The following is a 23530-nucleotide window of genomic DNA, read 5'->3' as shown; positions in this document are numbered from 1 at the left end:
GACGGCTTCACGGGCTGGTCAGTTGGCGAAGCGTACCGAGGCGACATCCTCGGTGAAGCCGATGGCGGAAAGGTCGGGGACACTGGCCGTCAGCACCGCAGAGGTGCCGGTGCAGTTGGGCTTGGACCAGATCTTGATCGGGCCGCCGAGGAGCTGGGCGGACTTGGCCGGGAAGGGCGGGATGCTCCTGCACCCCGGGCCGGACACGCCGATGGACCCGTTCGGCTCCTGGAAGTTCGTACCACTGTCCAGGATGACGCTGCCGCTGCCGAGGGCGACGGACGGCGCGCCCGTGTTACCGCCCTGCGGCGGGTTCTGGTCGTTGCCGCCCTGCGACATGGGCAGGACCTTCTGGCCGGCCGGGGACACGGCGAACCAGGTACCGCCGACGCCCTCGCCGTTGGTCTGGCCGGGCGCGGTGTCCTTGCTGAACCGGTAGACGGGCCAGCCGCCGATCGTGACCTGGAGGCCGCCGTCATCGCGCCGAACGACACCCACCTGAGATGCGGGCACGCCATCCACAAAGATCTTGGAACCGGGGCGGACGAGGACAGGCGGCCAGGTCGTGGCACAGGCACCGTTGCAGTTGGACTTTGACGGCTGAGCCGTGTCCTTGTCGAACCGGTACAGAGTGAAATCGGCGCCGTCGTGCACGATCGGATTCAGGGCGCCCGCCGAACCGGCGGACAGCTGCACCCACTTCATGGCTGCGGTGTCGTTGCGAGGGCCGTTGTAGAAGTCGCCCGTGTTGGCGGGAGCGTTGTTCTGCTGGGCGGTGCCATTCAAGTAGTCGAGGCCGGAGTGCGTGGCGCCCTGGGACGGCAGGGCCTTCGCACCGTCCGGTGTGACGCCGAACCAGGTGCCGCCGACCCCCTCGCCGTTGGTCTGGCCGGGCGCGATGTCCTTGCTGAACCGGTAGACGGGCCAGCCGCCGATCGTGACCTGGAGGTCGCCGTCATCGCGCCGCACAACGCCGATCGCGGACCTCTCCACGCCGCTTAGGAAGATCTTGGAACCGGGGCGGACGAGGACCGGCGGCCAGGTCGTGGCACAGGCATCGTTGCAGTTGGACTTTGACGGCTGAGCCGTGTCCTTGTCGAACCGGTACAGGGTGAAACCGGCGCCGTCGACCACCACAGGGTTGAGCGGGCCCGCGGCACCAGCAGTGAGCTGCACCCATTTCATCGCGGCGGGGGCGTTGCGGGCGCCCCTGTAGAAGTCGCCCGTACCGGGCGGGGCATGGTTGGCCTGGGCCGTGCCCAGCTTGAAGTCCAGGGTGTGTCCCAGTTCGCTTGGGCCGGAGGTGGAGGACGAACTCCCGGAAGACGACGATGAGGTGTTGTTGCCAGGACCGCAGGCGGTGAGGGCGAGTGTGCCCAAGGCTGCCGCTGCTGCGAGCAGGGCGACACGGTTACGCAACACGATGGTCAGCTCCTTGTCTGTGCGTTTTCCGGCCAGTCCGGTCACGCACTTGCACCACGGTCCCCGGCTTCCGACCGGGTCACCTCGTCACCGTTCTGAGACGAAACGCGGACCTCTCCGTGGTTTGTGTCAACCGCCCCGCGCTCTTGGGAGGCTCGATTCCGTATGAGGATTCAGCCATGGCACATCTCTCCTCTCGTGCGCATGCAGCCAACTGGGAGGGGGCTACTGCACTTGCTTCTGTGACACCAAGACGGCGCCCCATGGTGCGGTGCGACGCTGTCTCACCCGCTGTCGGCAACCGCCGGACAGCTGGGTACCGGGAGCCGTACTTCTGTGCAGCAGGCGGGGCTGTGCGTGAGGCGAGAGGTCGCTGCTGGATCGCACAGTGGTGGTAAGCGGAAGGTGCCGCGGGCTTGCTTCGAGGCAGGGACACCGCGAGCCGTACCTCAAGTGCCCCGCACCAGTTCCTTGTGCCGTGCGGGGTCTTCCTGCCTTGGGAAGTCCACCGGCTCGGTGCCGTGGGGTGGGTCTGGCCTGCGACGGTACTGCCACCGGGCCGCGCGCAAGCGGGAGCCTTGCGGGCGGCCGCCCGGACCGGGGAGTGTCCCGACGGCCGCCCTGACCCTGCCGCCTCTCGGGGAGGTGCCAGGAACCCTTTCGCCTCGTGCAACGGGTATGGCGGGGAGCGGGTTCACATGGCCTGTGGGGAGGTGTGCTGTGCGCACAGGGGCCGGCCTCGCCTCATGCGGCGGAGTGCACAGGCCGGCCCGTATCGGATCGGCCTCCCAAATGTGGCGCCGACCCGTGCCGCCCGGAGGGGGACGTAGTTCCTCCAGGTCGCTTCTGCTCGCCCGCGCCGCAGCAGGGGGCCGGGCACTGCTGGGCCGGCTGCAGCTGGTTCGCAACTACCTACTGCTGCTGGGCTGTTGGACAATGGCATTTGGGCTTTGCGAGGCGGCTGTTGCAGCCCGCTGCTGCCGCTGACGGACTGCCTCCTCAAAATGTCGCCTGGCGCCCGCCTGGTACCCTCGCATGTCCTCGAGCTTCCTGTACTGTTTCTCGACCCGCGGGATCATGGGCTCAAAATACTCAGGACCGCGCAGCGGGTTGTTCTGGATCTCACGAGTGTAGTGATCGGTTACCGCACTGGCAACAAGCATAATGTCTGCCAGTTTCCCGTTTACATCCCGCGCGCCCACCGCCTCAGGGCTGACATCCCCCATGGCCAGTTTTTCCAGCTCGACATAGTCCTGATTCGCTTGTACAAGACTCTGATTTGTTCGCACAATTACCTCCCGCAACCGAGTGGAAGGACGCATAGGCTGCACGCTGGGCCCTGTTGGCACTCCTGATGGGGGCCTGTTTTGACTAGGCATGTCAGCCTGCTTCCTTTGCCGCGGTTTCTGAGGTTGAGAGAGCTGGTCAGGGACAGGATCTATCGATTTCTGCACGGAACATCTCGATGAACTCTCAGCAATAACCACGGATCCAGCAAGGATGCGGTTCGACAGATGCCGATCTCAATTCGGCAGGGTGGTTGGCAGGACTGTGTCACTTTGGAGCTGCCCGGTTTGATCACGGGATGTCCGAGGTCGTGAAGGGCCGGGTGGAGTTGCGGGCATGGTGGCGGAGGCCGACGGTGATGTTCGTGTGTCCGCTGAACCTGAGTACCCCGATGGCCACGTTCCACGGAGCGGCCCTGGCCCGAGGCGCGATGCCGGTCTTGAGCCGTGCGTCCCGTCAGGCGCGCTGACTGCCAAAGCCCGCGTCGCCATGGCCCCGACCAGTGGAAACAGCCCAACTCACCGGCACTGCAGTTCAGGAGCGCTCCTTGCGCTCTCATTCACCTACCGGACAGCCCACCTCGTGAGGGCGCGAGGCCAGCTGCAAAAGCGGACTGTGGGGGCAACGTTCCAGCCGCCTCCTGGCCGTGGCACCAGCGGGATGCCCGCCTCCTGCAGCGCCTGCGCTTGCCCGTCGCCCGCCCTGTACGTGGGATTGAGAAGGTTGCGCAACCGCTGTCCGACCTTCACCGTCCCGTGGCCGGGCACGTCCACCGTCACCCGTACGGCCGGCAGGACCCCGCGGCATGCCTTGGCAGGTGTTCCGTCCAGGCCGTACAGGCAGCGGATCGCCCTGGCGTTCCTCATGTCGGCAGCCTCTGCATTGATGGGGCTGGCCCGCCGCACGCTCGGGTCAATGCGCCAGCCGCCTCCTGGCCGTGGCACCAGCGGGATGCCCGCCTCCTGCAGCGCCTGCGCTTGCCCGTCGCCCGCCCTGTACGTGGGTTTGAGAAGGTTGTGCAGCCGCTGTCCGACCTTCACCGTCCCGTGGCCGGGCACGTCCACCGTCACCCGTACGGCCGGCAGGACTCCGCGGCATGCCTTGGCAGGTGTTCCGTCCAGACCGTACAGGCAGCGGATCGCTGCCGCATACCCGGCGTCATTGGGACCAGGCACAACACACCCCACAGAATTCGTAAGAAGACCGTACGCCCCACACCAACGCACGGGGTTGGCCCGGCGGTTCAGCAACCGCCCACTGACCGGTCGGAACCGGGGTGAAGCTGGTGTTCGACCCCGGAATTCTTCTGGGCGGCCCCTTGCTTCCACACGCCGGTCCTGGCTGGCCAGTCGCAAAATCAGCGGACTCCTATCCGCGCCACCTGCGGGATTTTAAACTCCGGGAAGATCAGGAGGAGGTCGAGCGACGCTCCGCGCGGCCTGCCGCAATATGCCGCGCTTGTGGCCGCCGGTCCCCTTCCGGGCGACCGGATCCGCTGCCGTCCGGGACGTGGATTTCATGCGGTGGTGCCGGCCTAGGGGTTTGACCAGATGCGTACCCTGTCGGCGTAGTGTCGTGGCTGACAAGCGCGTACCGCCCGGCTCACGATGTTCCGCCGGCTCGGCTTCTACCACCACGAGCGCAGGCACTCCGCGATCGGCTACCTCGCGCCCGCCCATCTGCGGGCAGAGATCACTGCCTGGCCGTCGACGCATGACAAGTCGACGCATGACAAACGGTGTCCACGGCCAAGGCTGAAGCCCGTGTTGTCGAGAACGCGTGAACCGTATTCCGAGGCGGCCCTTTCCAGCGATAGAGGTATCCAGGCAACAGAAAAGGGATGGCAATGCCACCTCAACCCGGACGTCAAGGGGCTCTTGATATCTCCTCGGACGTCGATGGCCCGGACGAAACACCCCCCACCGCCGCCATCGAGCGCACCACCAACGGGAGAAACGTCTGTTCGCCACGCGCGTCCTGGTCACCGTTGCCACGTACCGCCCGACTGACTGAGAGATCGGGCCTCGCGGAGCCGCTCGACCACGAGCAGGCGCCGGTGGCCGCGCCCGATCAGCGGCCTCGACCGGTCGCTGGGGCGGCGGCCGGCTCGGTGGTGCCGGTGTGGACGGAAGGACTCGACGCCGCCGCGCTCGTCCGGCCGATGACCATCTCGGGGAACGGGGGCTTTGATCATCTGGCCTGCGTGGCGCAGGTGGAGGAACGCGCGCGCGTCCTTCTGCCTGTCCCTTCCTTGAGGAAGAAGGTGAGGACGAGGCCGACAGTGACCAGCGGGACCGTGAGGAGGAAGGCGCTGGTCATGGCGGCGGAGAAGGCGGCGAGGACCGGTACTCTCACGAGATCGGGCAGGGCTGCGACGGCTTCGGTCCTGCCGGGGTTGAAGCCGCCCGGCAGGTGCAGGCCGCCGGTCACCGTGCTGAGCCGTTCGGTGAAGCCGTTGTTGAGCAAGGTGCCGAACGCCGTGACGCCGAAGGCGGCACCGATGGAACGGGCGAAGGTGACCACGGCGCTGGCCGCACCGAGGTCCGCTGGGTCCACGGAGTTTTGGACCGCGGTCATCACCACCATCGGCACCATGCCGATGCCCACCCCCAGGACGAAGAAGTACAGACCGAGCGTCACGGTGCCGGTTTGCGGGACCATCGTGGTCAGCAGGAGCAGGCCGAGCGCGTTCAGTGCCATTCCGGCGATGAGGCAGGTCTGCCAGGCTCCGCCGCGTCCGGCCCACCGGCCGGCCAGCGACTGGCTGAGGACCAGGCCGCCGACCAACGGCAGCATGTGCACACCGGACAAGGTCGCCGAGACGCCGTGGACGACTTGCAGATAGGTCGGCAGGTACACCAGCACGCAGAACATGGCAGCGTTGGCGATGAATCCCACAGCCGATGCCAGGGCGACGGTGCGGCTGCGCAGCATCGGCAGCGGGAGCACGGGCGCTGCCGCACGCTGCTCAACGGGCTTGAACAGGGCGACCAGGGTTGCCGCCGTGCCGGCCAGCCCCAAGGTCGTCGGCGAGCTCCAGCCCCAGTGGCCGCCGAAGGAGATGATCAGTACCAGGCAGGTGGCCAGGGCCGCCAGTAGCAGCGCACCGAGGTAGTCGATGCGCGCGGTGGCGCGCCTGGTGCCGGCGGGCAGGGCGCGGGCCGCGATTACCAGCGCGACGAGACCGACGGGCAGGTTGGCCAGGAAGGCCCAGCGCCAGGACAACTGGTCGGTGAAAACGCCGCCGAGCATGGGCCCGACGATGGCCGCTGCGCCGTAGGCGGAGCCGAACAGGCTTTGGTAGCGGCCGCGGTCCTGCGGTGCGGCCACGTCCCCCACGAGGGCGAAGGTGAGGACGATCATCCCGCCGCCGCCCATTCCCTGCAGTGCGCGCGTGGCGATCAACTCGCCCATGTTGCGGGCGAGTGCGCACAGAGCCGAGGCGAGGAGGAAGAGGGCCATCGCGCCGAGGTACAAACGCGTGCGGCCGAACATGTCGCCGAGCTTGCCCCACAGGGGGGTGGCAGCGGTCGAGGCAAGCAGATAGGAGGTGCTGATCCAGGCGATCGACGTGAATCCTCCCAGGTCCGAGGCGATGGCCGGGAGGGCGGTGGAGACGATGGTCTGGTCGAGTGAGGCGAGCAGGACCGCCATGATCAGAGCGGATACGGCCATCGCGGTTCTCGGTATGGCTGACGGTGTCCTGTCGTGAGAACGATTCGGAGCTGGGGTGGCGGTAGGAGACATGGCCGGCCTTCTGGACAGGGTGTCGGCAGGGATTCCTCGTGCCGCACAGCGAGCGGCAGCCATCGGGGGCTGGCTGCGGTAGGGCCTGTCTCTCGCCCGGCGGGGGCGCAGGTCCCAGGTGTCTGTTCTTCGGAGCGGCGAGGTCAGGCGGTGATCGTCTTGTACTCGACGTAGGTGGCCAGCCCGGTGGCGCCGTATTCGCGGCCGATGCCGCTGGCCTTGAACCCGCCGAAGGGCCCGTCGAAGCCAATCGGGGTGCCATTGACGGTGACGGTGCCGGTCCGCACGCGCCGGGCGACGGACAGCGCACGGGTCTCGTCGCCGGACCAGACGCCGCCCGAGAGGCCGTACTGCGAGTCGTTGGCCATGCGCACCGCGTCGTCCTCGTCCTCGTAGGCAATGACCACGAGGACCGGGCCGAAGATCTCCTCCTGGGCGATCCGCATCCGGTTGTCGACATCGGCGAACAGGGTCGGGGTGACGTAGTTGCCGCCCTCCAGCCCCGCGGGGACGTGCGGGCCTCCGGTGACCAGGCGCGCACCCTCGTCGATGCCGAGCCGGATGTAGTCACGCACGCGCTGCTGCTGGTCGGGGCGGATCATGGGACCGATGAAGGTGTCCTCGTCGGCCGGATCGCCCACCTTCAGGGACTCCACCATCTCCTTGAGTGCCCCGACGACCTCCTCGTAGCGCGAGCGCGGCGCCAGGATGCGGGTCTGCGCGATGCACGCCTCTCCGTTGTTGAGCAGCGAGGCGAACTTCAGGCCCGCGACAGCCTGGGGGACATCGGCGTCTTCCAGGAGGATTGCCGCCGACTTGCCGCCCAGCTCCAGGCTCACCCGCTTGAGCTGCTGGCCGGCGATCGAGGCGATGCGACGGCCTGCCCGGGTGGAGCCGGTGAAGGAAATCTTGTCCACACCGGGGTGCGACACCAGGTACTCGCTGGTCTCGCGGTCGGCGTGGAGCACGCTGACCACTCCCTCGGGGAGCCCGGATGCATCCAGCAGTTCGGCGAGCAGGTTCATGCTCAGCGAGTTCTCCGGCGAGGTCTTGAGCACGACCGTGTTCCCCACCAGCAGCGCCGGAATGAGCTTCGCCAGCGCGGCGGAGAACGGGGAATTCCATGGGATGACGGCGGCCACGACGCCGATCGGCTCGCGGCGTACCACGCTGCGGAACGGCAGCGCCTCGTCGGAGGGCTCGAGAGTCTCCTCCCAGCCGAACTCCTCGGCCGCCTTCAGATAGGCGTTGGCCTGCCGGGTCAGCCCCGGCTGCCCCGCCCGTGTGAACCAGCCCGCCGAGCCGTTCTCCGCGGAGATCAGTGCCGCGATCTCCTCCGCCCGCTTTTCCCGCAGGGCGTTCAGGCGGCGCAGGACGGCGATCCGTTCTGCCGGTGCCGTCTTCGGCCACGGTCCGTGGTCGAAGGCCGCACGGGCTGCTGCCACCGCGCGGTCCACATCCGCGGGGGCGGCCTGCGCTGCACGTCCGATGACGGAGCGGTCATGTGGCGCCTGGATGTCCAGCGTCAGTGTCGGATCACTCGGCGCGGTCCAGGTGCCGCCGATGTAGAGCTCGTCGTTGATGATCACGTTTTCTTGCCTCCAGGCTTCAGGACCCCCAGGCCCTATCTGTCACGCCAATGTAGCACTTAATTTTCTTACCGCTACTCAGACGTGCTTGTTATCTCAGCATGTGCCGCATCAATGGTTAGATATGGCAGGTGAGAGCCGACGCCGCACGCAACCTGGAAGCTGTCCTGACCACAGGCGCCCGCCTGCTCGCAGATGATCCGTCCGCGAGCATCGCCGCCATCGCCGCCGCCGCGGGCATGGATCGCCGCACCGTGTACCGGCACTTCGCCTCGCGCGAGGACTTGCTGGCCGCCATCTACCAGGCGCGCCTCGATGCGATCGAGCGCGCAAGCGAAGCCGCCCGGCTGTTGGAGGCCCCGGTCGCGGTGGCGCTGCACCGCTACGCCGAGGGCATCATCGAAGTCAACCGGACCTGGCCCGTCGAACTGGGACGCATGCGCGCCGACGAGACGATCCGCGAACGCCGCGGCCGACTGATCGAGCAGGTCGACGTCTTCCTGCAACGCGCCACCGACGAAGGCCTCCTGCGGGCCGACCTGCCGGCCGGATGGGCCAGCGCCCTGCTGCAGCAGCTGCTGCACCTGGCGACAGCACAACTGCCCAGCCTCGATGCGGGCCAGGCGGCGGACGTGCTGGTCAAGACGTATCTGCGAGGGGTGGGACGGGCATGACCACGCCACAAACGCGGCGAGGAACCGGCAACCACGCTCCAGCCGTTGCCGACACCTGAACGCAAACAGCGAGGCACTCACCCAGAAGTCATCACCCGGCCGCGCGGACGCGCCCACCGGTCTTCTGCGCAGCGCCCCCGTCATGGTCGTCGTCAGCACAACCCCGCCAGGACGGCAGGTCCGGCCGGTGGTCCGCTCCGCACGCACCCCGAGCAGGCCGGCCCCGCCCTCATGCAAGAGGGCGGGGCCGCCGGGGATCAGGCCTCCGGTGGCAGGGCCCTGACCCGCGTGACCCGGATGTCGGGATCCAGGTCGCCTATGCTCGCCCGCGCCGCAGCGGGGACCGCACGCGGATGAGCTGGAGCAGCCGCTCTCGACGAGGGGTCGTGAGCCAGGTCGGCCGCCCCGCCCTGCCGCTCCATCGATCCGGCAGCAGGGACTTCTACTGGCTACTACGCGGCCGTCGCCCTGCACGGTTCACGGCCGTTTCCGGAAATCCCACCGGCGTCAAAAAGGCGAGATCGCCGCACAAGACGGTGCCGTGCGGGAGTGGTGCCCGGCCGGACGGGGTGACCCTTGGGAACGAGTTCTGCTCGACGGTGGTTGGGGCCGTTTCCGTGGGCACGCCGAGCGGACCGCCGGTCAAAGGCGCCGGTGGGCAGCTTTGTTCCGGTCACGGCGTGCGCAGCGTGGCCTCCTGCCCGGGAGGCGCCAGTCGACCGACGCGGCCGGGCAGTCCCGGCACCCCTGGTGGCTCGCAGCTTCGCGCTGTGGTGGCGCCGACGCCCGGGCACGCGGTGTGGAGGCCGTGGAGGCCACCGGATCAGTTCGGTCAAGCGGTCGTTTCGGCGAAGAGCCGCTTGAGGTGTTCGGCGACGATGTCGGACTGCTCCAAGGCGACTGAGTGACCCGCACCGTCGACGGTCACGTGAGTGCCGCCGCTCGCGGCGGCGATGTGTTCACCGGAAATCGGCTGCGGGTAGGCGTGGTCCTCACTGCCGGCGATGGCCAGCACCCGAACCCCGCAGCCGGAGAGTTCCTCGATGATGCGGGAGCGGTGGATGACGCCGTAGGCGCTGTCGCCGATCCTCGGGGACAGGCGCGACATGAACTCCCGCCACCGCGCGCACAGTTCAGGTTTGTTTGCAAGGCTGGTGTCGCCGAACATGATGTACATCAACGTGTCGACCACCTGCTCCGGCCCGTGATCGGTGAGGTGGTCGACCAGCGACCCGAACTCCTCCAGCTTGTGCTCCTGCTCCGCCGACGAACCGAGCGCGGTGGCGGACAGCAGCAGGTCGGGACGGCGCGCGGCGAGGCGCAGGGAGATGAAACCGCCCATCGAATTGCCCACGAAGTGACACTTTCCGAGCCCGAGGTGCTGGATGAGCGCCGCGGCGTCCTCGGTGAGGGTGTCCATGTCCACTTCCCCGCGCGGCGCGGGGGCGCTGCCGCCTTGATTACGGTGGTCGTAGGCGATGACCCTGAAGCCCTCACGCACGAATCGTTCCCGGTGGCTGTCGAACATGCTGTGGTCGAAGAACAGTGAGTGGCTGAAGACGATCGGCGTGCCCTCGCGGGGCCCCTCGTCGACGTAGGCGAGTTTCGTACCGTTGACGGCGGCGCTGCGCATGCTGCCTCCTTCGTGTGCTACGGATCGCTATACTGACGCGACCCTAGGGGTGTACCGCTGCCTGTTCGCCCTGATCCGCGCAGCGCACGCACGAAAACGCGCACACCGGATGGAGGCGCCATGCCGGTCGCCGAATATCCCGAATATGTCGTGGAGCAGACCGACACCGCCCCGCTGCCGGCAGGCGATCCGGCCAAGTTCTGGGCCGAACATGTCTGCCGCAACCAGGGCACCCTGCGGTTCAGGTTCGCCGATCCCGCCACGTTCCGTGGCGGCACAGTCGTGCAGCGCTATGGCGGGTACCAGCTCATAGACTTCTGGTCCGAAGGCATCGTCTACTCGCGCACCCGCATGGACATCCGCAGCGACAGCGACGACAGCCTGCGGCTGCTCGTGCCCACCGCCGGCACGCTGCGCCTGGGCCAGGCCGGGGTCACCGTACAGGCCGGGCCGAAAAGCGCGGGGCTGGTGACGAAGGCCAGGCCGTTCGACGTCGGACACACGCAGTGGGCCCGGGCGTGGGTGATGACGATGCCTGCGGGGGCCCTGCCGCTGGACAAGCACGCGGGCCCCACGGTGCTCAACCTCGGACACGGCATGGGATCCGTGGTCCGCGGCATGATCACTGAACTCGGAGCGCAGCGCCAGGCCCTGGACGGGGCCGCGTTCGCCTCGGTATGCGACACGATCACCGAGCTTCTCGCGCTGTGCATCCACCCGCGGAACGAGCTTCCCAGCACCCTGGCTGCCGTGGACGCCGCTGTCCGTGACTACGTCCGTCGGCACGCCGCCGACCCCGACCTCACCCCTGCCGAGATCGCGCGGGCCCTCGGCTGGTCACTGCGGCAGGTCCAGCTCGCCCTGCACCACTACGGCACCACGCCGAGCAGGCTGCTGCGGACCACGAGGCTCGACCTCGCGCGCCGCCTGCTGTGCGAGGCTCCCTCTCAGCTCACCATCGCCGGCATCGCCCACGCCAGTGGCTTCCGCTCGCTGAGCGCCTTCGGCGCGTCCTTCAAGGCACGCTTCGGCGTGACCCCACAGGAAGCCCGGACGTCCAAAGGCAGCGGGGGCCGCCCTCAGTGACGTGTTGATGGGGGTTATGGGCCGACGGGACTTTCATCTCCGGCACACGCTGCCGGCCCGACAGCGAACACCGTCGAGCCCGGCCCCCGGGAACCCGTCCGCGCCGAAGGCTGTCAAGCTCATGCCGCACGGGTGCTTCAGTGATCCTCGTACCCGTCGGCGTATGGCTGAACGTCGCCGCAGTACTGGCACATGTTGCCACCCGGGAGGTCGACGGTGCGACCATTGCAGCGCAGGCACTCGCCCCGCTCCAGGACCGGGCCCCTGCCGCCCGTACAGGACGGGCACGTGTGACCGCCCCGTACATGCTGCCAGCCCGCGGCTCCCGAGACGGTCTCTATGTACTCGCTCTCAGGGAGGTCGTCGGGTTCGAGGAACAGGGCCATGCAGTTGGGTTGGTCGCAGGTCACAGCGTTACGGATCACCAATCCCCCACTCGGTCGGTCGGTTGGTCGCCGGCCCGAGGGGTCATGCTCGGGCCGGCCAGCTCCGAGACAGGCAGGCTCTTCCCGGCCACGCGGTCGTGAACCCCCAACACGGTGGTGTGATGCACGTTCAAACGATCCGCGCGGCTGCCCGCTGGTCACGGCTGACTCAGGATGAACTAGCGCCGTACAACCGATGCGTTGTCACAGGCTGCGGCCTCGATTCGGATTCGGGCCCTGGTTGGACCCTCTGTATTGAGAGGGCTGGGATGATGTGCCTGAGCTCATGGTTTGGGGTGAGGACTGAGGCCCGGCCGTGTTCACGGCCCCCGTTGTCCCCGGTACTGTCAACCATGCAGCTGTCGCCTGCGTGTAGGAAGGCAGCCTTGTCGCCTCCGTGTAGGAAGGCAGCCTTGTCGCCTGTTCGTAGGATGGCGGGTTTACAGCCGCCTGCTCTCGGCGTGCTTCCGTCGCCTGCGTTTCACGGAGAGCATCGCGCTCCGCAGCCGACATTGGCTGCGGAGACCCTGCTCGGGTTGGCGGCTGGATCTCGATCGAGAACTCACCGTCCGAGTCGACGTCCAAGGACACATCAAGAGCACCTCGACGTCTGGGTTGCGGTGGCATTTTCTTCCCCTCTGCTGCTTGGTACCTCCCTCGCTAGAACGGGTCAGCCCGGGATGTGGTTCACACGTTCTCGACAACGTGCAGCGTCACCCCTCGGACTGTCAGCGGGCGGGTCCCTTGGGGCTCGTGGTGGAGTGAGTGGGTGCGGCAGTTGAAGGTAGTTGATGGGGGGGCGCGGTTGAAGGCGATGGCCTGCTCTTAGTTCCCGGCGTGCGGAGGGAAGCCGCTGACGCGATGGTGGGCTTGTGGTCACCGCCAACCTGAATGAAGTCCGCCAATGCCTTCAATGCCGAGGGCGAGTCGTAGCCAGCACCCTTGGCAATCCTGACAGCCTCGTGCTGAGCCAGCGTGTTTCGCACGGCAGCTATCTGCTCGGAATCCGACTGGATGATCTTCTTCGCAGCCTCCGCCAGAGAAACTGGCTTGGGCGGAGGCTGCTCTGTCGGGATCGGCGGCGACGGCTTGTTCATGTGGTCATCGGTGGGAGACGGCCCTGCTGTGGGCGGCGAATAAGTGGGAGAGACGGATTGCAGACTTCGGTTCGACGCCTGGGGAGCGATGGGGGACTTGCGGTCAGCCCTGCTATGCACTTTTTTAATGCCGGCGTAAATGGTAGAGAGGAAACGGGCGGCGAGCCCAGTGGGGCGACCGGTCGGTACAACCCCGTCAGACTTCATACCAAGTTGACTGCCTGCCCGACTCCGCAAGACCGGCCTACGTTTCTCACTTGCAAATTCACGTATGTTGCCGCTGGTAAGCAGGTCTTTGACGTTGGGCAATCGCCCCTCATAAAGGGCTTTCCGATAGTCGGGGTTTTCCCTGATCTCTTGCTGTACAGCCATTTTGATGAGATTTCGGCGTTCGTTGGTGCGCACATCCATGATCCGTACAGCGGCGGCCGGGAACTCCTCGGAACGCTGGTAATCCATGGCGATGAGCTCTCTGGCGAGTCCGGTCGCCCACTCAGAGTCCTCAGGCCGGGGTGGTGTGGCCATCATGTCTCCTCACGTTCTGCCCGTCTCTTACTCGACGTGCCCCTCCCCGGTTCAGGTTCAAGACCCTGTCTGGCGGCGAGGCCGTCGGCGGCGATTCCGCGCAGCTGCCGTTCGGTAGCGACGGCCTGTTGGGCGTCGAAGAGACGGGCCGCGTATTCGGGTGGGAGCGCCACATTGAGGTGACGCAGCCGAGCGTCGTCGGTGGTGCCGGGAGCAGCGGTGCAGCCGAACCGGGCGCAGGTTTCGATGACGATGCCGCCTGTCGGCGGGGGTACTGCGGCGGGAGAGGTCCACAGGGCGAGGGCTGCCTGGCGGTCCATGGGGGTGGTGTCGCCGGAGAGGAGGAAGACGCCCGCGTTGGCGTCCCGTCCCTCGCTGATCACCGGCGCAGGCGGCTCCAACGGGCTACCGCGCCCGGGCCTCGAGGACTGAACTCACCGCGCTCGCCGACGAGATGGGCCCCAATGTCACCGTGTGCCACCGTGCCGCCGCCCGGCATATCCCACACCCCGCTTCATGAAAGCGCGAGGGTCGTAGGAGCAATTGCCTGTGAAAGGGAACTCGTTGGCTGCTGATGGGCTTCACGGGTCCGCCGCACGCTCGGGGCAATGTTCCAGCCTCCCTCTGGCCGCTGCACCAGCGGGATGCCTGCCTCCCAGAGCGCCTGTGCTTCCCCCTCGCCCGCCTTGCGCTGCGGCTTGAGGAGGTTGTGCAGCCGCCCTCCGATGTTCACCGTCCCATGGCCCGGCACGTGCACCGTCACTCTCGCGGCCGGGAGGACCCCGCGGCTTTCTCCAGCCGGTGTTCCGTCCAGACCGTACAGGCAACGGATAGCCATGGCATTTATCGTGTCGGTGGACTCTGCACTGATTTGGCGGGTCCGCGGCACGCTCGGGTCGATGCGCCAGCCGCCCTCCGGCCGTTGCACCAGCGGGATGCCTGCCTGCTGCAGCGCCTGTGCTTCCCCGTTGCCCACCTTTGAGGCAGGTCTGAGGAGGTCGTTCAGCCGCTGTCCGATGTTGACCCTCCCGTGGCCTGGCACATCCACCGTCACACTGGGGGCCGGGAGGACTCCGCAGCGTGCTTTGCCCGGTGTTCCGTCCAAGCCGTACAAGCAGCGGATCGCCACGGCGTTCGTCATGTCGCTGAAGTGGCGAGCCTGCGGCACGCTCGGGTCAATGCCCCGGCCGCCGGGCCGTTGCATCAGCGGGATGCCTGCCTGCTGCAGCGCCTGTGCTTCCCGCTCGCCGGCCCTGGATGCGGGCCTGAGGAGGTTGTGCAGCCGCTTTCCGATGTTCACACTCCCGAAGCCGGGCACGTCCACGGTCACTGTTTGGGACGGAAGGACTCCGCGGCGTGCTTTAGGCGGTGTTCCGTCCAGGCCGTACAGGCGACGGATCGCCGCCGCATACCCGGCGTCTTTGGGACCAGGCACAACATACCCCGCAGGAATCGTAAGGAGACCGTACGCCCCACACCAACGCACGACCCCGGCCCGGCGGTTCACCAACCGCCACTCGCCGGCCAGAACCCGGAACAGGGACGGAGCCGCTGTTCGCAGTTCGGAAGTCTTCTGAGCCGCCCCGCCTTCCACACTGCCGGTCCTTACCGGCCGCACGCAGAATCAGCAGACCCTGAGCGTTCGTAGTATGGTGTTCAACCTGCCACCGCGGGGTGACTCAAAGCGGCGATGTAGCGACTGACCGCGACCACCATGAGCGTGATCAGCTTATTCTCTCCCCGCCTTCAGCCTGTATGTTTGTTCTATACGTCCGTCTGCGGCGGAGGTAGGTGAGGGTATGAGCCCGCGCCGAGAAAGTTCTCGGCTGGCCGCCGCGCCAGGCGGGGCCTCGGAGTCGCCATCGTCGGTCCCGGAGCGTATTCGTATCCTGGCCGCCGTCGGGGAGGGCCTCAGTGCCCCGGAATCCCTGCGGCTCGGCCTCGACCAGGCTGTGGTCGCGCTCCATGGGCTGGGGGGGCTGGTGCATCAGGGCGTCCCCGGGAGCCATGTGCTGCACCTGACGGCGCACACCGGACTGTCCGCAGCCCTCCTCGAGGCATGGCAGGAGGTCGCCCTGGACGACGCCGTGCCACCCGCCCGTGCCGTGCGTGAGGACACCGTGGTGTGGACCGGCCGGCACGCCCCCGGATTCCATCACCTTCCCGCCGGGACCGGACTTGTGTCGCTACCGTTGCCCGGCCCGAGCGGGCCGCTGGGCGCGCTCACCGTCCTGACGACCACGCCGGGCGGCCTTGAGGCGGAGGATCAGCAGTCACTGGATGCCGTGGCCCAGTGGACCGCCGAACGACTGCGCTTCGCCGAAACCCCGCGCCCCTCAGCCCTTGGGCCGCAGTGGCAGTCCGACTCCCAGCTGCAGGAGACCGTCGAGGAAGCGGGAATCGGTACCTGGGACTGGGACCTGCGCACGGGGGCGGTGGTCTGGGACGAACGGTCCGTGCGCATCCTCGGCGTCGACCCGAAGAGCTTCGACGGGCGGATCGACACCTGGGTGAGTCTGGTCGACCCGGACGACCTGCCGCATGTCTTGGCGTACACCGAGGACGAGATCCGCGCCGCCGACCAGGCATACAGCGTCGAGTACCGGATACATCGACCTGACGGGGCCGTCCGGTGGGTGGAGGCCCGTGGCCGAGTACTGGTCGACCAGCACCGGAACAAGTTCGGGCTGACCGGCACGCTGCGAGACGTTACCGATGTCCGTCGCAGACCAGGTCCTGTCGGCCGGGACCTGACTCAGGTGAGTGACGCGGTCTTGGACATCGACGCCCAGGGGCGGATCGCCTCCATAAACAGCGAGGGAGAGGGCCTCCTCGGTCCCGCAGACCGGCTCCTCGGCCACGTGCTGTGGGAGGCGGCTCCTGTCCTCCAAGAGCTCGGCCTGGAGGACCCCTGCCGTCGAGCCGGCACCAGCGGTCAACCAGTCGACTTCGAGGCGCGATGGCCTGCTGACCATCGGTGGTTCCGCCTTCGGTTGGTCCCCGTGCCTGGCGGCCTGAGGGTGTATTTCATCGACATCACCGACGCTCGGCGGGTGGAAGCGCAGCAGGCTGCCGCCGTGGAGCGCACGGTTCGGATCGCAGACCTCACTCACGCCCTCGCGGCGGCGGTCACCGGGCAGGACGTCATTGATGCCGTTACGGATCATGTGCGGACGCTGTTCGACGCAGCAGGTGTCACCTTCTGGGCCCGGGAAGGCAGGGACTTCCTCCTGTTGGGCGCCGTGGGATTCTCGAAGGAATTCCTGGAGCTGATCAGCGCATTCCCCGTGCAGAGCAACCTTCCGGCCTACCAGGCCCTGCAAATCGGTGTACCGGTCTATGTCTCCTCGGCGCAGGAGTACATCCGCAGCTTTCCCCATCTGTCGGAGGTCCCCGCCCGGGGCGGAAGGGAGGCCTGGGCATACCTGCCGTTGGTCACCTCCGGGCGGACAGTCGGTGTCCTGTGCATCTCCTACGCGCAGCCGCACACCTTCAGCAGTGAGGAGCGCACTCTCTTCACGGCACTGAGCGGGCTGGTGGCTCAGGCCCTGGAGCGGGGCCGACTGTATGACGCCGAGCACCGCCGAGCCCGTGAGCTGCAGCGCGGCCTGCTGCCCCACGACCTGCCGGTCCTGCCCGCCGTCACCGCTGCCGCCCGCTATCTGCCCGCCGGCGGAGGAATGGAGGTCGGCGGCGACTGGTACGACGTCATTGCGCTGTCCGGTGACCGGGTGGCCCTGGTCGTCGGGGATGTCATGGGCCACGGCCTGTCCGAGGCCGTCACCATGGGGCGGCTGCGCACGGCGGTGCACACGCTCGCCGACCTCGAACTGCCGGTGGACGAAATGTTCTTCCACCTCAATGACCTGGTCTCCGCTCTCGGCGACGACTTCTACGCCACCTGCCTGTACGCCGTTTACGACCCCACCAGCGGCAGCTGCTCCATACTCACGGCCGGGCACCCACCGCCTGCCGTGGTCAACCCCGACGGAACCGTCCACTTCCCCGATCTCCCGCTCAACCCGCCGCTCGGCGCCGCGACCCCACCCTTCGACTCGGGATCGCTGGAACTTGCCCCGGGCAGTTTGCTGGTGCTCTACACCGACGGCTTGGTCGAGTCGCCGCAGCGCGACGTGGACCTGGGTATGTCTCTCATGGCCCGGCATCTCGGCACCGTCCCGGTCCGCGCAGCGCAGGCCAGGCCGTCGGCCGCACAACTCGACGCAATGTGCGACTCACTCGTCGCCGCCGTAGTGCCCCCCCAGTATGAGGCCAGTGACGACGCTGCCCTGCTGGTCGCCAGCGTCCATCCGTTTGCCTGCGAGGACATCGCTTCCTGGCCGCTGCCCGCGGACCCCAAGGCCGCCGGCCAGGCCCGCGGGTATGTCCGCGAGCAGCTTTCCCGGTGGGACCTGGAGGAGCTGCAAATGACCACCGAACTGCTGGTCAGCGAGCTTGTCGGCAATGTGGTGCGCCACGCGGGGGGACCGGCGACCCTACGCCTGCTGCGCAGCCGGACACTCATCTGTGAGGTCAGCGACGGAAGTCTCACCATGCCCCAGATCCGCCGTGCGGCGGACACCGACGAGGGTGGCCGGGGACTCCAGCTGATTGCCGCGCTCGCCGAACGCTGGGGTGCCCGCTACACCCCCTCCGGTAAATGCATCTGGACCGAACAGTCGTTGCCCCCTGTCCTGTAGTGCCGGGCCCGGTGGACAGCGATCGCGCGGGAGCAACGACCATCTCTGCCGTGTCGCCGCCGTACTCCGTCGGCTCTCACGGATCTGGACGGAGCGGGCCGCGTGGGGGTGCGCGGGTACTCGGTGGGTATCGGCGGAGCCCAAAGAGCGTCTCAGTGGTCAGGCCTGCGGCCACCAGGTGCCAGGATTCCACTCTCGGTTCGCCCACAGGGGTGCGTACTGCGGCACGGCGCCGTCGAGGGTGATGTGGGGGGTGGTGCCGAGGACCATCGTGGCGCGGGTGACGCCGTCGTATTCAGGCCAAGTCGGCAGGTGCGGCGAGTAGGGGACGGCGTGGTGGCGGAAAGCCGTCCAAGCGTCCAGGATGGCGCGGCACAGCGTGGCCGCGCCAGGGTCGTCGCTGTTCTCGAACAGCCCCCATGCGTAAGGTATGTCGGTGCCGTGGAACATCCAGAACTCCGGGGGCTGGCCCGGCAGAGGGCCGGTAAAGCGATAGTGCCAGACGGGAGCGTGCCGGGACTGGGCGTCGGCGAGCTGCAGGCTGGGGACTCCGTACCGTTCGTCGGACATGAACATCCGGTCGGTCTCCTCCTGCGTGGCATTCGGATGGAGCGCGGCGTACGTGGCCGCCGCGTGGTCGGCGTCAGCGCCGAAGATCTCCTGCCGGACGGCCGCGGTGTGCTCCCTGGCGGTGGGGTCCATCAGGTGGTAGGCGCCCGCCTCGTTGCCAGTTGATCCGATCAACAGTGGGATGCCTGCTGCCTGTCCGAGGCTGAGGGCGCGGGTGGGGCGCTGCGGAAGCAGACCGCCGTCGATGGTGGGCCGCCAGGTCCAGGTGGCCCGTGTGCCCTCGCTCAGGGCGAGTTGGGCGGCCAGGAGATCCACGGCGGGCACATCGCGCAGGCGGCTGAGGTCGCCGCCCGGCAGGCCGAGCAGCTCGGTGAAGCGCCGGGCGAGGTCGGCAGAGTTGTCGGGCTCCGCGACATGGTCTCCGCCGCTTTGCACGATGGCGCGGTGGAACAGGCCCTTGGCCGCGGGAGTGGCCATCAGATTGACCACGCTCTTGCCCCCCGCGGAAACGCCGTGGACGGTGACGTTGCCGGGGTCGCCGCCGAACGCGGTGATGTTTTCACGCACCCACCGAAGGGCGGCGATCTGATCACGCAGTGTGTTGTTTGCGGCACAGCCTTCTTGCGGCCCCAGAAGTGCACCGAGGTTGAGCATCCCCAGTGCTCCCAGACGGTAGTTGAACGAGACGACCACCACGCCCCGCCGGGCAACTGCGGCGCCGTCGCCGAAGTACTGGGGGCCTGACCCCACGACGTACCCTCCGCCGTGGACCCATACCTGGACCGGCAGACGGGAGCCTTCTGGAGCGTCGGGCGCGCACACATTGAGGTAAAGGCAGTCCTCGTCCATCGGGGTGTCGCCGTCCGCGCCCTCGCCGTATCCGAGGTTCAGGGCTTGCGACGGCTGTTGCGGGGCGCGGTTGCCGAACCGGCCGCCGTCGCGTATGCCCTGCCAGGGGGCTTCGCGCTGCGGGGCGGCCCAGCGCAGGTCGCCAACCGGAGGGCGTGCGTAGGGGACGCCGCGCCAGGCGCGTACGCCGTCGAAGGAGATGCCCCTTACGGCGCCCGAGCGGGTACGGACGACAGTCATTGCGGCTCCTGATGGTGCAGGTACGGGGAGAACGAGCAGGGGAGGGGTAAAGCGCCGAAAGGTAACTTGAAGCGCCGCATCAGAACAGCCGCCGAATCCAGGTCTCGTCCGACGGCGTAGGAACGTGCGTGGGGGAAGGCGGCGTTGGCCAGGGCGGTCAGCGGGCCGGCGGGCGGTAGTTCGGTGAAGAGGGTCACCCCGCGCTCGTAGAGCCCGGTGGTTGCGTCGTACCAGCGGACCGGCCGGGCGACGCCCTGTGCCAGGTCTGCCGCCATCCGCTGGGGGTCACGGGTGGGCCGGCCGTCAATGTTGGTCACCCAGGCGCACTGCGGTCGACGCAGCCGCCCGGCTCGGGCCAAGTCGGCGAGGTGGTCGGTGAGCGGTGCGACGACGCCGTCGAGAAGTGCGCAGTGGGCCGGGATGGGAACTCCGAGGCGGTTACTGCGTTTCGCCCCCCGCTCACGGCACAGCGCCGCCACCCGGTCCAGGCCGGAAACACTCCCTGAGACGGTGACCTGGTCCGGGGCATTGACGTTGGACGCGTACACCGTCAGGCCCTCGGCGCGCACCTGGGCTGCGCACCTCTCGACCTGGGCCTGTGACAGTCCGCCGATCGCGACCATGCCGTATTCGTCGCTGGTGGGGACCGCGGCGGACATGAGGGCAGCGCGCAGCCGTACCAGGTCCAGAGCGTCGGTGAGGTCCAGGGCGCCAGCCGCGACCGCTGCGGTGACCGCGCCCACGGAATGCCCGGCGACCCAGTCGGGACGGCATCCCCTGGCTGCCAACTCGCGTGCGCCGGCAGTTCCCGCGATGAGCAGGGCGAGCTGGATCGCGGTGGTATCCGTGCGCATCGGCCCCTCGGAGTCGAAGGCGTCCGCTCCGTCGTCGCCCGGGCCGACAGGGCGCCCCAGGAAGGCCGCTGCGTCGCTGAGCGTGCGGTACGTCTCGGAACCAGGGGGGAGGTCGTGCAGCATGCCTGGGCGCTGCGCCCCCTGGCCGGGGAAGAGGAAGGCGACGGTCATGACGCACCCGCTTCAGGCTGCCACGGATCGATGACCAGGCGCGGGCCCGTGACACCTCTGAGCATCACCCTGCCGCGGGACTCGGCATACTCGGTGAGCGCGACAGCGCCGCGGCCGGTCTCCAGCAACGCGTCGACGTGCACCGGAAGTGCGGCGAGGGCGTCGGCGAGTTCCCGGGCCCGTTCCCGGGCAACGGGTTTCGGTACGCGCAAGGCCAGGTCGAGGTCACTGGCCCGGTGGGCCGTGGGGGCGCCGGTGGCCAACTCGTAGCCCACCGCGCCGACCGGCCCCCAGGTCAGTGCGAAGCGTCGGAGTACGGCGGCGGCTGCGGGCAGTGCGCTCAGGACAGGGATGTCGAGTACGCGGCCCTGGTCCAATCCGGCCAGCCGGTCCGGCAGGGACTCGGGGGTACGCACCCGTACGACGGCGGTCCGGGGCACGTAGGCAGCGAAACGCTGGGCCCGTGTGGCGCCTCTGACCCCCACGGGCAGCCAGGTCTGCCCGGCGGCCCGGACGGTCGGGGCGCGCCGCACGACCACCCACGGGAACGTGCTCAGTGCCTGTGACACCCAGTCCGGTGGAACGTCCGGCCCTGCGGGAGCGACTCGTAGCGCTGCGTGCGGGTCCCGCAGCTCCAACAAGTCATGAACACGCGACTGAGGATGGGTCATGATCGTGCGTGCCAGGTTGCTGCGAGCCTGCGTCGAACCTCGACGGAGGCGGCTCGCCGGCGTGCGGCTCCCGGCGCGCGAAGCCGGTCGGAGAGGTCGCCGTGGCCGTTGAGGGCGGCGGTCACCGCGTCCGCCAGAACCGCCTCGACGGTTCGGGCGTCCTCGGGCGTGGGCTCGTCGGCGGACTGGACGGCGACAAGACGATGGACGGCCCCGAGAGTGGCGAACGTGGCGCCGTCGTAGGCGGTGGCCGGCACCGACCGGGCAACGGCATCGAGTTCGGCGACCGTACGGTGGGTGATGCGGGCGGCGGACTCCTTCGACATGACCTGCACCATGACGTCCGGATCATCAAGGGCGACGATCCGGTGGGCCTGCAGGCCGTGAGCAAGGAAGGCGCCGGAGATCGCGCGCCCGACGACAAAGGCGATGACCGGGTGACCTGCCAGTCGCGCCGCGCTGTAGGCGTCGACGGCTCCGGCCAGTGCCTGGTGGAGGCCGAGCAACTCCTCACGATGGCCGTATGCCTGGCTCGGGACGTCTACCACGGCGACGACGGCCCGCTTCACCCCGGCGTGGGCATCCGCAGCCACCGCCTCGCGGACGGCAGCGGCAAGCGCCCAGCCCTCGTCGAGGCCGACCTCGCCCAGGCGGGCGCGCGGCCACCGGCTCGCCGGATCCGGGACCACGGCCAGGAACCGGGCAGGGCGTCCCAGCAGCGGCGCATCGGCGACCGCGAGTGAGCGGACCGGCCCAGGTCGGCCGGGGAATGCCGACTCCTCGGGCTTCGTCCCGGTCAGTGCTTCGAACCAGACGGCCGCGCGCCCCTGGCTTGCCTGGATCATGACCCCACCTCCTGGTCGTCTTCCCACAGGACTCGCAGCGTCGGGCCGTCCAGCGGTTGTCGGGGATCGAGTGCGGCCAGCCGGGCGCGGTAGTGTTCGATGCGAGCGCTGCGGCAGCGGTCATCGGCGATCGGGCCGGCTCGGAAGATCTCACGGACGGCCCTGCGAACGGCCTCGGCATCGTCGGGGACCAGCATGTCGGCGAGGCCGACGGCGACGCGCTGTTCTCCTCCGACGGTCCGCCAGGTCTCGGCGCGGTCCGCGGAGTCGAGTTCGGCTATGCCGGCTTCCTGCTCGATGACCTCAGGCCCGTTGAGCCCGACCCGGGCCTGCGGGGTGACGACCAGGTGACTGCAGAGCCCGGCGGCGATGCCCATGCCCCCGAAGCAGCCGATCATGCCGGTGCACACGCCGACCACGGGTACGTGGCGGCGCAGCGCAGCGATGGCGGCGTGGATCTCGGCGATGGCCAGCAGACCCAGGTTGGCCTCCTGGAGGCGGATACCGCCGGTCTCCAGGAACAGCACGGGGCGGATGGCGAGTCCGGCTTCGGCGTCGCGGAGGGCGAGTTCGAGGGCACCGGCGATCTTCGCACCGCCGACCTCTCCGACACCGCCGCCCTGGAAGGCGCCCTCGATGGCGAGGACCACGGCGCTCACGCCGTCGATGGCACCCCGGGCGACCACCACGCCGTCGTCGGACTGGGGGGTGATGCCCTGCGGCGCCAAGTGCGGGGAGATCATGTTCTCGAACGGGTCGATCAGTTCGCGGAAGGTGCCGTCGTCCAGGACGCGGGAGGCGCGCTCGCGTGCGGTCAGTTCGGTGACCGGGGCTCGCCTGATCGGGACGGGACTCATGAGATGACCTCCTTCAACTGCGCCAGGCGCAGCGCCACCATGCCGGGCGTGGCCCCGCAATCGCGGATCACGAGGTCGACGGCCAGGGGGTTGGCCGTGAAGAAGCGTCCCAGCACGTTGTTCCACACTGGTGCGAAGCCGTCGACGCTGGTCTGCACCCGGACCGTGGCCTCCGGAACATCCCGGGGGAACGCGAGGATTTCCAGGTCTCCGGAGGCGACCACGCCGACTCGGCCCCGGCGCCTCGGCCCGACCGTGGCGTAAAAGGTGTACTCCAGGTTCTCCACG

The 23530-nt window shown here is 68.4% G+C and carries 18 protein-coding genes and 1 pseudogene; 3 read left to right on the top strand and 16 right to left on the bottom strand.

The genetic code is table 11. The annotated features are described in order from the left end of the window. Positions 1–18: 18 nt before the first annotated feature. From AAW14_RS20880 to AAW14_RS20860, 5 genes are all read right to left on the bottom strand, one after another. On the bottom strand, positions 19–1422 hold the full coding sequence (locus AAW14_RS20880) for a hypothetical protein (RefSeq protein WP_265565425.1): 1404 nt from the start codon (positions 1420–1422) through the stop codon (positions 19–21). Between the two features lie 908 nt (positions 1423–2330). Further along, positions 2331–2744, bottom strand: a complete 414-nt coding sequence (locus AAW14_RS20875) for a hypothetical protein (RefSeq protein WP_265565424.1) — start codon at positions 2742–2744, stop codon at positions 2331–2333. Between the two features lie 528 nt (positions 2745–3272). Beyond that, positions 3273–3884, bottom strand: a complete 612-nt coding sequence (locus tag AAW14_RS20870) for a hypothetical protein (RefSeq protein ID WP_265565423.1) — start codon at positions 3882–3884, stop codon at positions 3273–3275. Between the two features lie 1015 nt (positions 3885–4899). Then, the gene (locus tag AAW14_RS20865) at positions 4900–6456 is read right to left on the bottom strand and encodes an MDR family MFS transporter (protein ID WP_416223346.1); all 1557 of its coding nucleotides are present in this window, start codon (positions 6454–6456) and stop codon (positions 4900–4902) included. A gap of 143 nt (positions 6457–6599) precedes the next feature. Beyond that, complete coding sequence (locus tag AAW14_RS20860; RefSeq protein WP_265565422.1) at positions 6600–8045, bottom strand: aldehyde dehydrogenase; 1446 nt, start codon at positions 8043–8045, stop codon at positions 6600–6602. A gap of 131 nt (positions 8046–8176) precedes the next feature. Between AAW14_RS20860 and AAW14_RS20855 the strand changes: the two genes are divergently transcribed. Beyond that, positions 8177–8719, top strand: coding sequence for a TetR/AcrR family transcriptional regulator (locus AAW14_RS20855; RefSeq protein ID WP_265565421.1), 543 nt, complete (start codon positions 8177–8179; stop codon positions 8717–8719). Between the two features lie 832 nt (positions 8720–9551). Here AAW14_RS20855 and AAW14_RS20850 read toward each other — a convergent pair. Further along, positions 9552–10352, bottom strand: coding sequence for an alpha/beta fold hydrolase (locus AAW14_RS20850; protein WP_265565420.1), 801 nt, complete (start codon positions 10350–10352; stop codon positions 9552–9554). 120 nt (positions 10353–10472) lie between these two features. Here AAW14_RS20850 and AAW14_RS20845 point away from each other — a divergent pair, with 120 nt between their 5' ends. Further along, a complete protein-coding gene (locus tag AAW14_RS20845; RefSeq protein WP_265565419.1) occupies positions 10473–11438 on the top strand; it encodes an AraC family transcriptional regulator in 966 nt (321 codons plus the stop codon). A gap of 137 nt (positions 11439–11575) precedes the next feature. Here the strand turns inward: AAW14_RS20845 and AAW14_RS20840 are convergent, their stop codons facing one another. The 4 genes and pseudogenes from AAW14_RS20840 to AAW14_RS20825 all read right to left on the bottom strand — a co-directional run bounded on the left by AAW14_RS20840 (position 11576) and on the right by AAW14_RS20825 (position 14815). Next, on the bottom strand, positions 11576–11824 hold the full coding sequence (locus AAW14_RS20840) for a hypothetical protein (protein ID WP_265565418.1): 249 nt from the start codon (positions 11822–11824) through the stop codon (positions 11576–11578). Between the two features lie 767 nt (positions 11825–12591). After that, entirely contained in the window at positions 12592–13419 is an 828-nt protein-coding gene (locus AAW14_RS20835; RefSeq protein ID WP_265565417.1) for a hypothetical protein, read from the bottom strand. Positions 13420–13562: 143 nt separating this feature from the next. Continuing rightward, a pseudogene (gene tpg / locus AAW14_RS20830) lies at positions 13563–13748 on the bottom strand (telomere-protecting terminal protein Tpg); the annotation flags it as partial. Between the two features lie 251 nt (positions 13749–13999). Beyond that, entirely contained in the window at positions 14000–14815 is an 816-nt protein-coding gene (locus tag AAW14_RS20825; RefSeq protein WP_265565416.1) for a hypothetical protein, read from the bottom strand. 469 nt (positions 14816–15284) lie between these two features. Between AAW14_RS20825 and AAW14_RS20820 the strand changes: the two genes are divergently transcribed. Then, complete coding sequence (locus AAW14_RS20820) at positions 15285–18185, top strand: SpoIIE family protein phosphatase (protein WP_265565415.1); 2901 nt, start codon at positions 15285–15287, stop codon at positions 18183–18185. A gap of 159 nt (positions 18186–18344) precedes the next feature. Here the strand turns inward: AAW14_RS20820 and AAW14_RS20815 are convergent, their stop codons facing one another. Genes AAW14_RS20815 through mdcC form a run of 6 tightly spaced genes read right to left on the bottom strand, consistent with a single transcriptional unit; the run spans position 18345 to position 23529 of the window. After that, positions 18345–19844, bottom strand: coding sequence for a carboxylesterase/lipase family protein (locus AAW14_RS20815; RefSeq protein WP_265565414.1), 1500 nt, complete (start codon positions 19842–19844; stop codon positions 18345–18347). Further along, a complete protein-coding gene (locus AAW14_RS20810) occupies positions 19841–20869 on the bottom strand; it encodes an ACP S-malonyltransferase (protein ID WP_265565413.1) in 1029 nt (342 codons plus the stop codon). The genes AAW14_RS20815 and AAW14_RS20810 overlap by 4 nt, the downstream gene beginning before the upstream one ends. Further along, the gene (locus AAW14_RS20805) at positions 20866–21540 is read right to left on the bottom strand and encodes a malonate decarboxylase holo-ACP synthase (RefSeq protein WP_265565412.1); all 675 of its coding nucleotides are present in this window, start codon (positions 21538–21540) and stop codon (positions 20866–20868) included. Before AAW14_RS20805 ends, AAW14_RS20810 begins: the two co-directional genes overlap by 4 nt. After that, positions 21537–22385, bottom strand: a complete 849-nt coding sequence (gene mdcE, locus AAW14_RS20800) for a biotin-independent malonate decarboxylase subunit gamma (protein ID WP_265565411.1) — start codon at positions 22383–22385, stop codon at positions 21537–21539. The genes AAW14_RS20805 and mdcE overlap by 4 nt, the downstream gene beginning before the upstream one ends. Further along, positions 22382–23242, bottom strand: a complete 861-nt coding sequence (locus tag AAW14_RS20795) for a biotin-independent malonate decarboxylase subunit beta (RefSeq protein ID WP_265565410.1) — start codon at positions 23240–23242, stop codon at positions 22382–22384. Before AAW14_RS20795 ends, mdcE begins: the two co-directional genes overlap by 4 nt. After that, positions 23239–23529, bottom strand: coding sequence for a malonate decarboxylase acyl carrier protein (mdcC, locus tag AAW14_RS20790; RefSeq protein ID WP_265565409.1), 291 nt, complete (start codon positions 23527–23529; stop codon positions 23239–23241). The genes AAW14_RS20795 and mdcC overlap by 4 nt, the downstream gene beginning before the upstream one ends. Position 23530: the final 1 nt, after the last annotated feature.

It is taken from the genome of Streptomyces hygroscopicus, from assembly GCF_026168105.1.
Lineage (GTDB): Bacteria > Actinomycetota > Actinomycetes > Streptomycetales > Streptomycetaceae > Streptomyces > Streptomyces hygroscopicus_D.
Note: the sequence above shows the minus strand (reverse complement) of the source record. Positions and strands in the feature narration are given on the sequence as shown.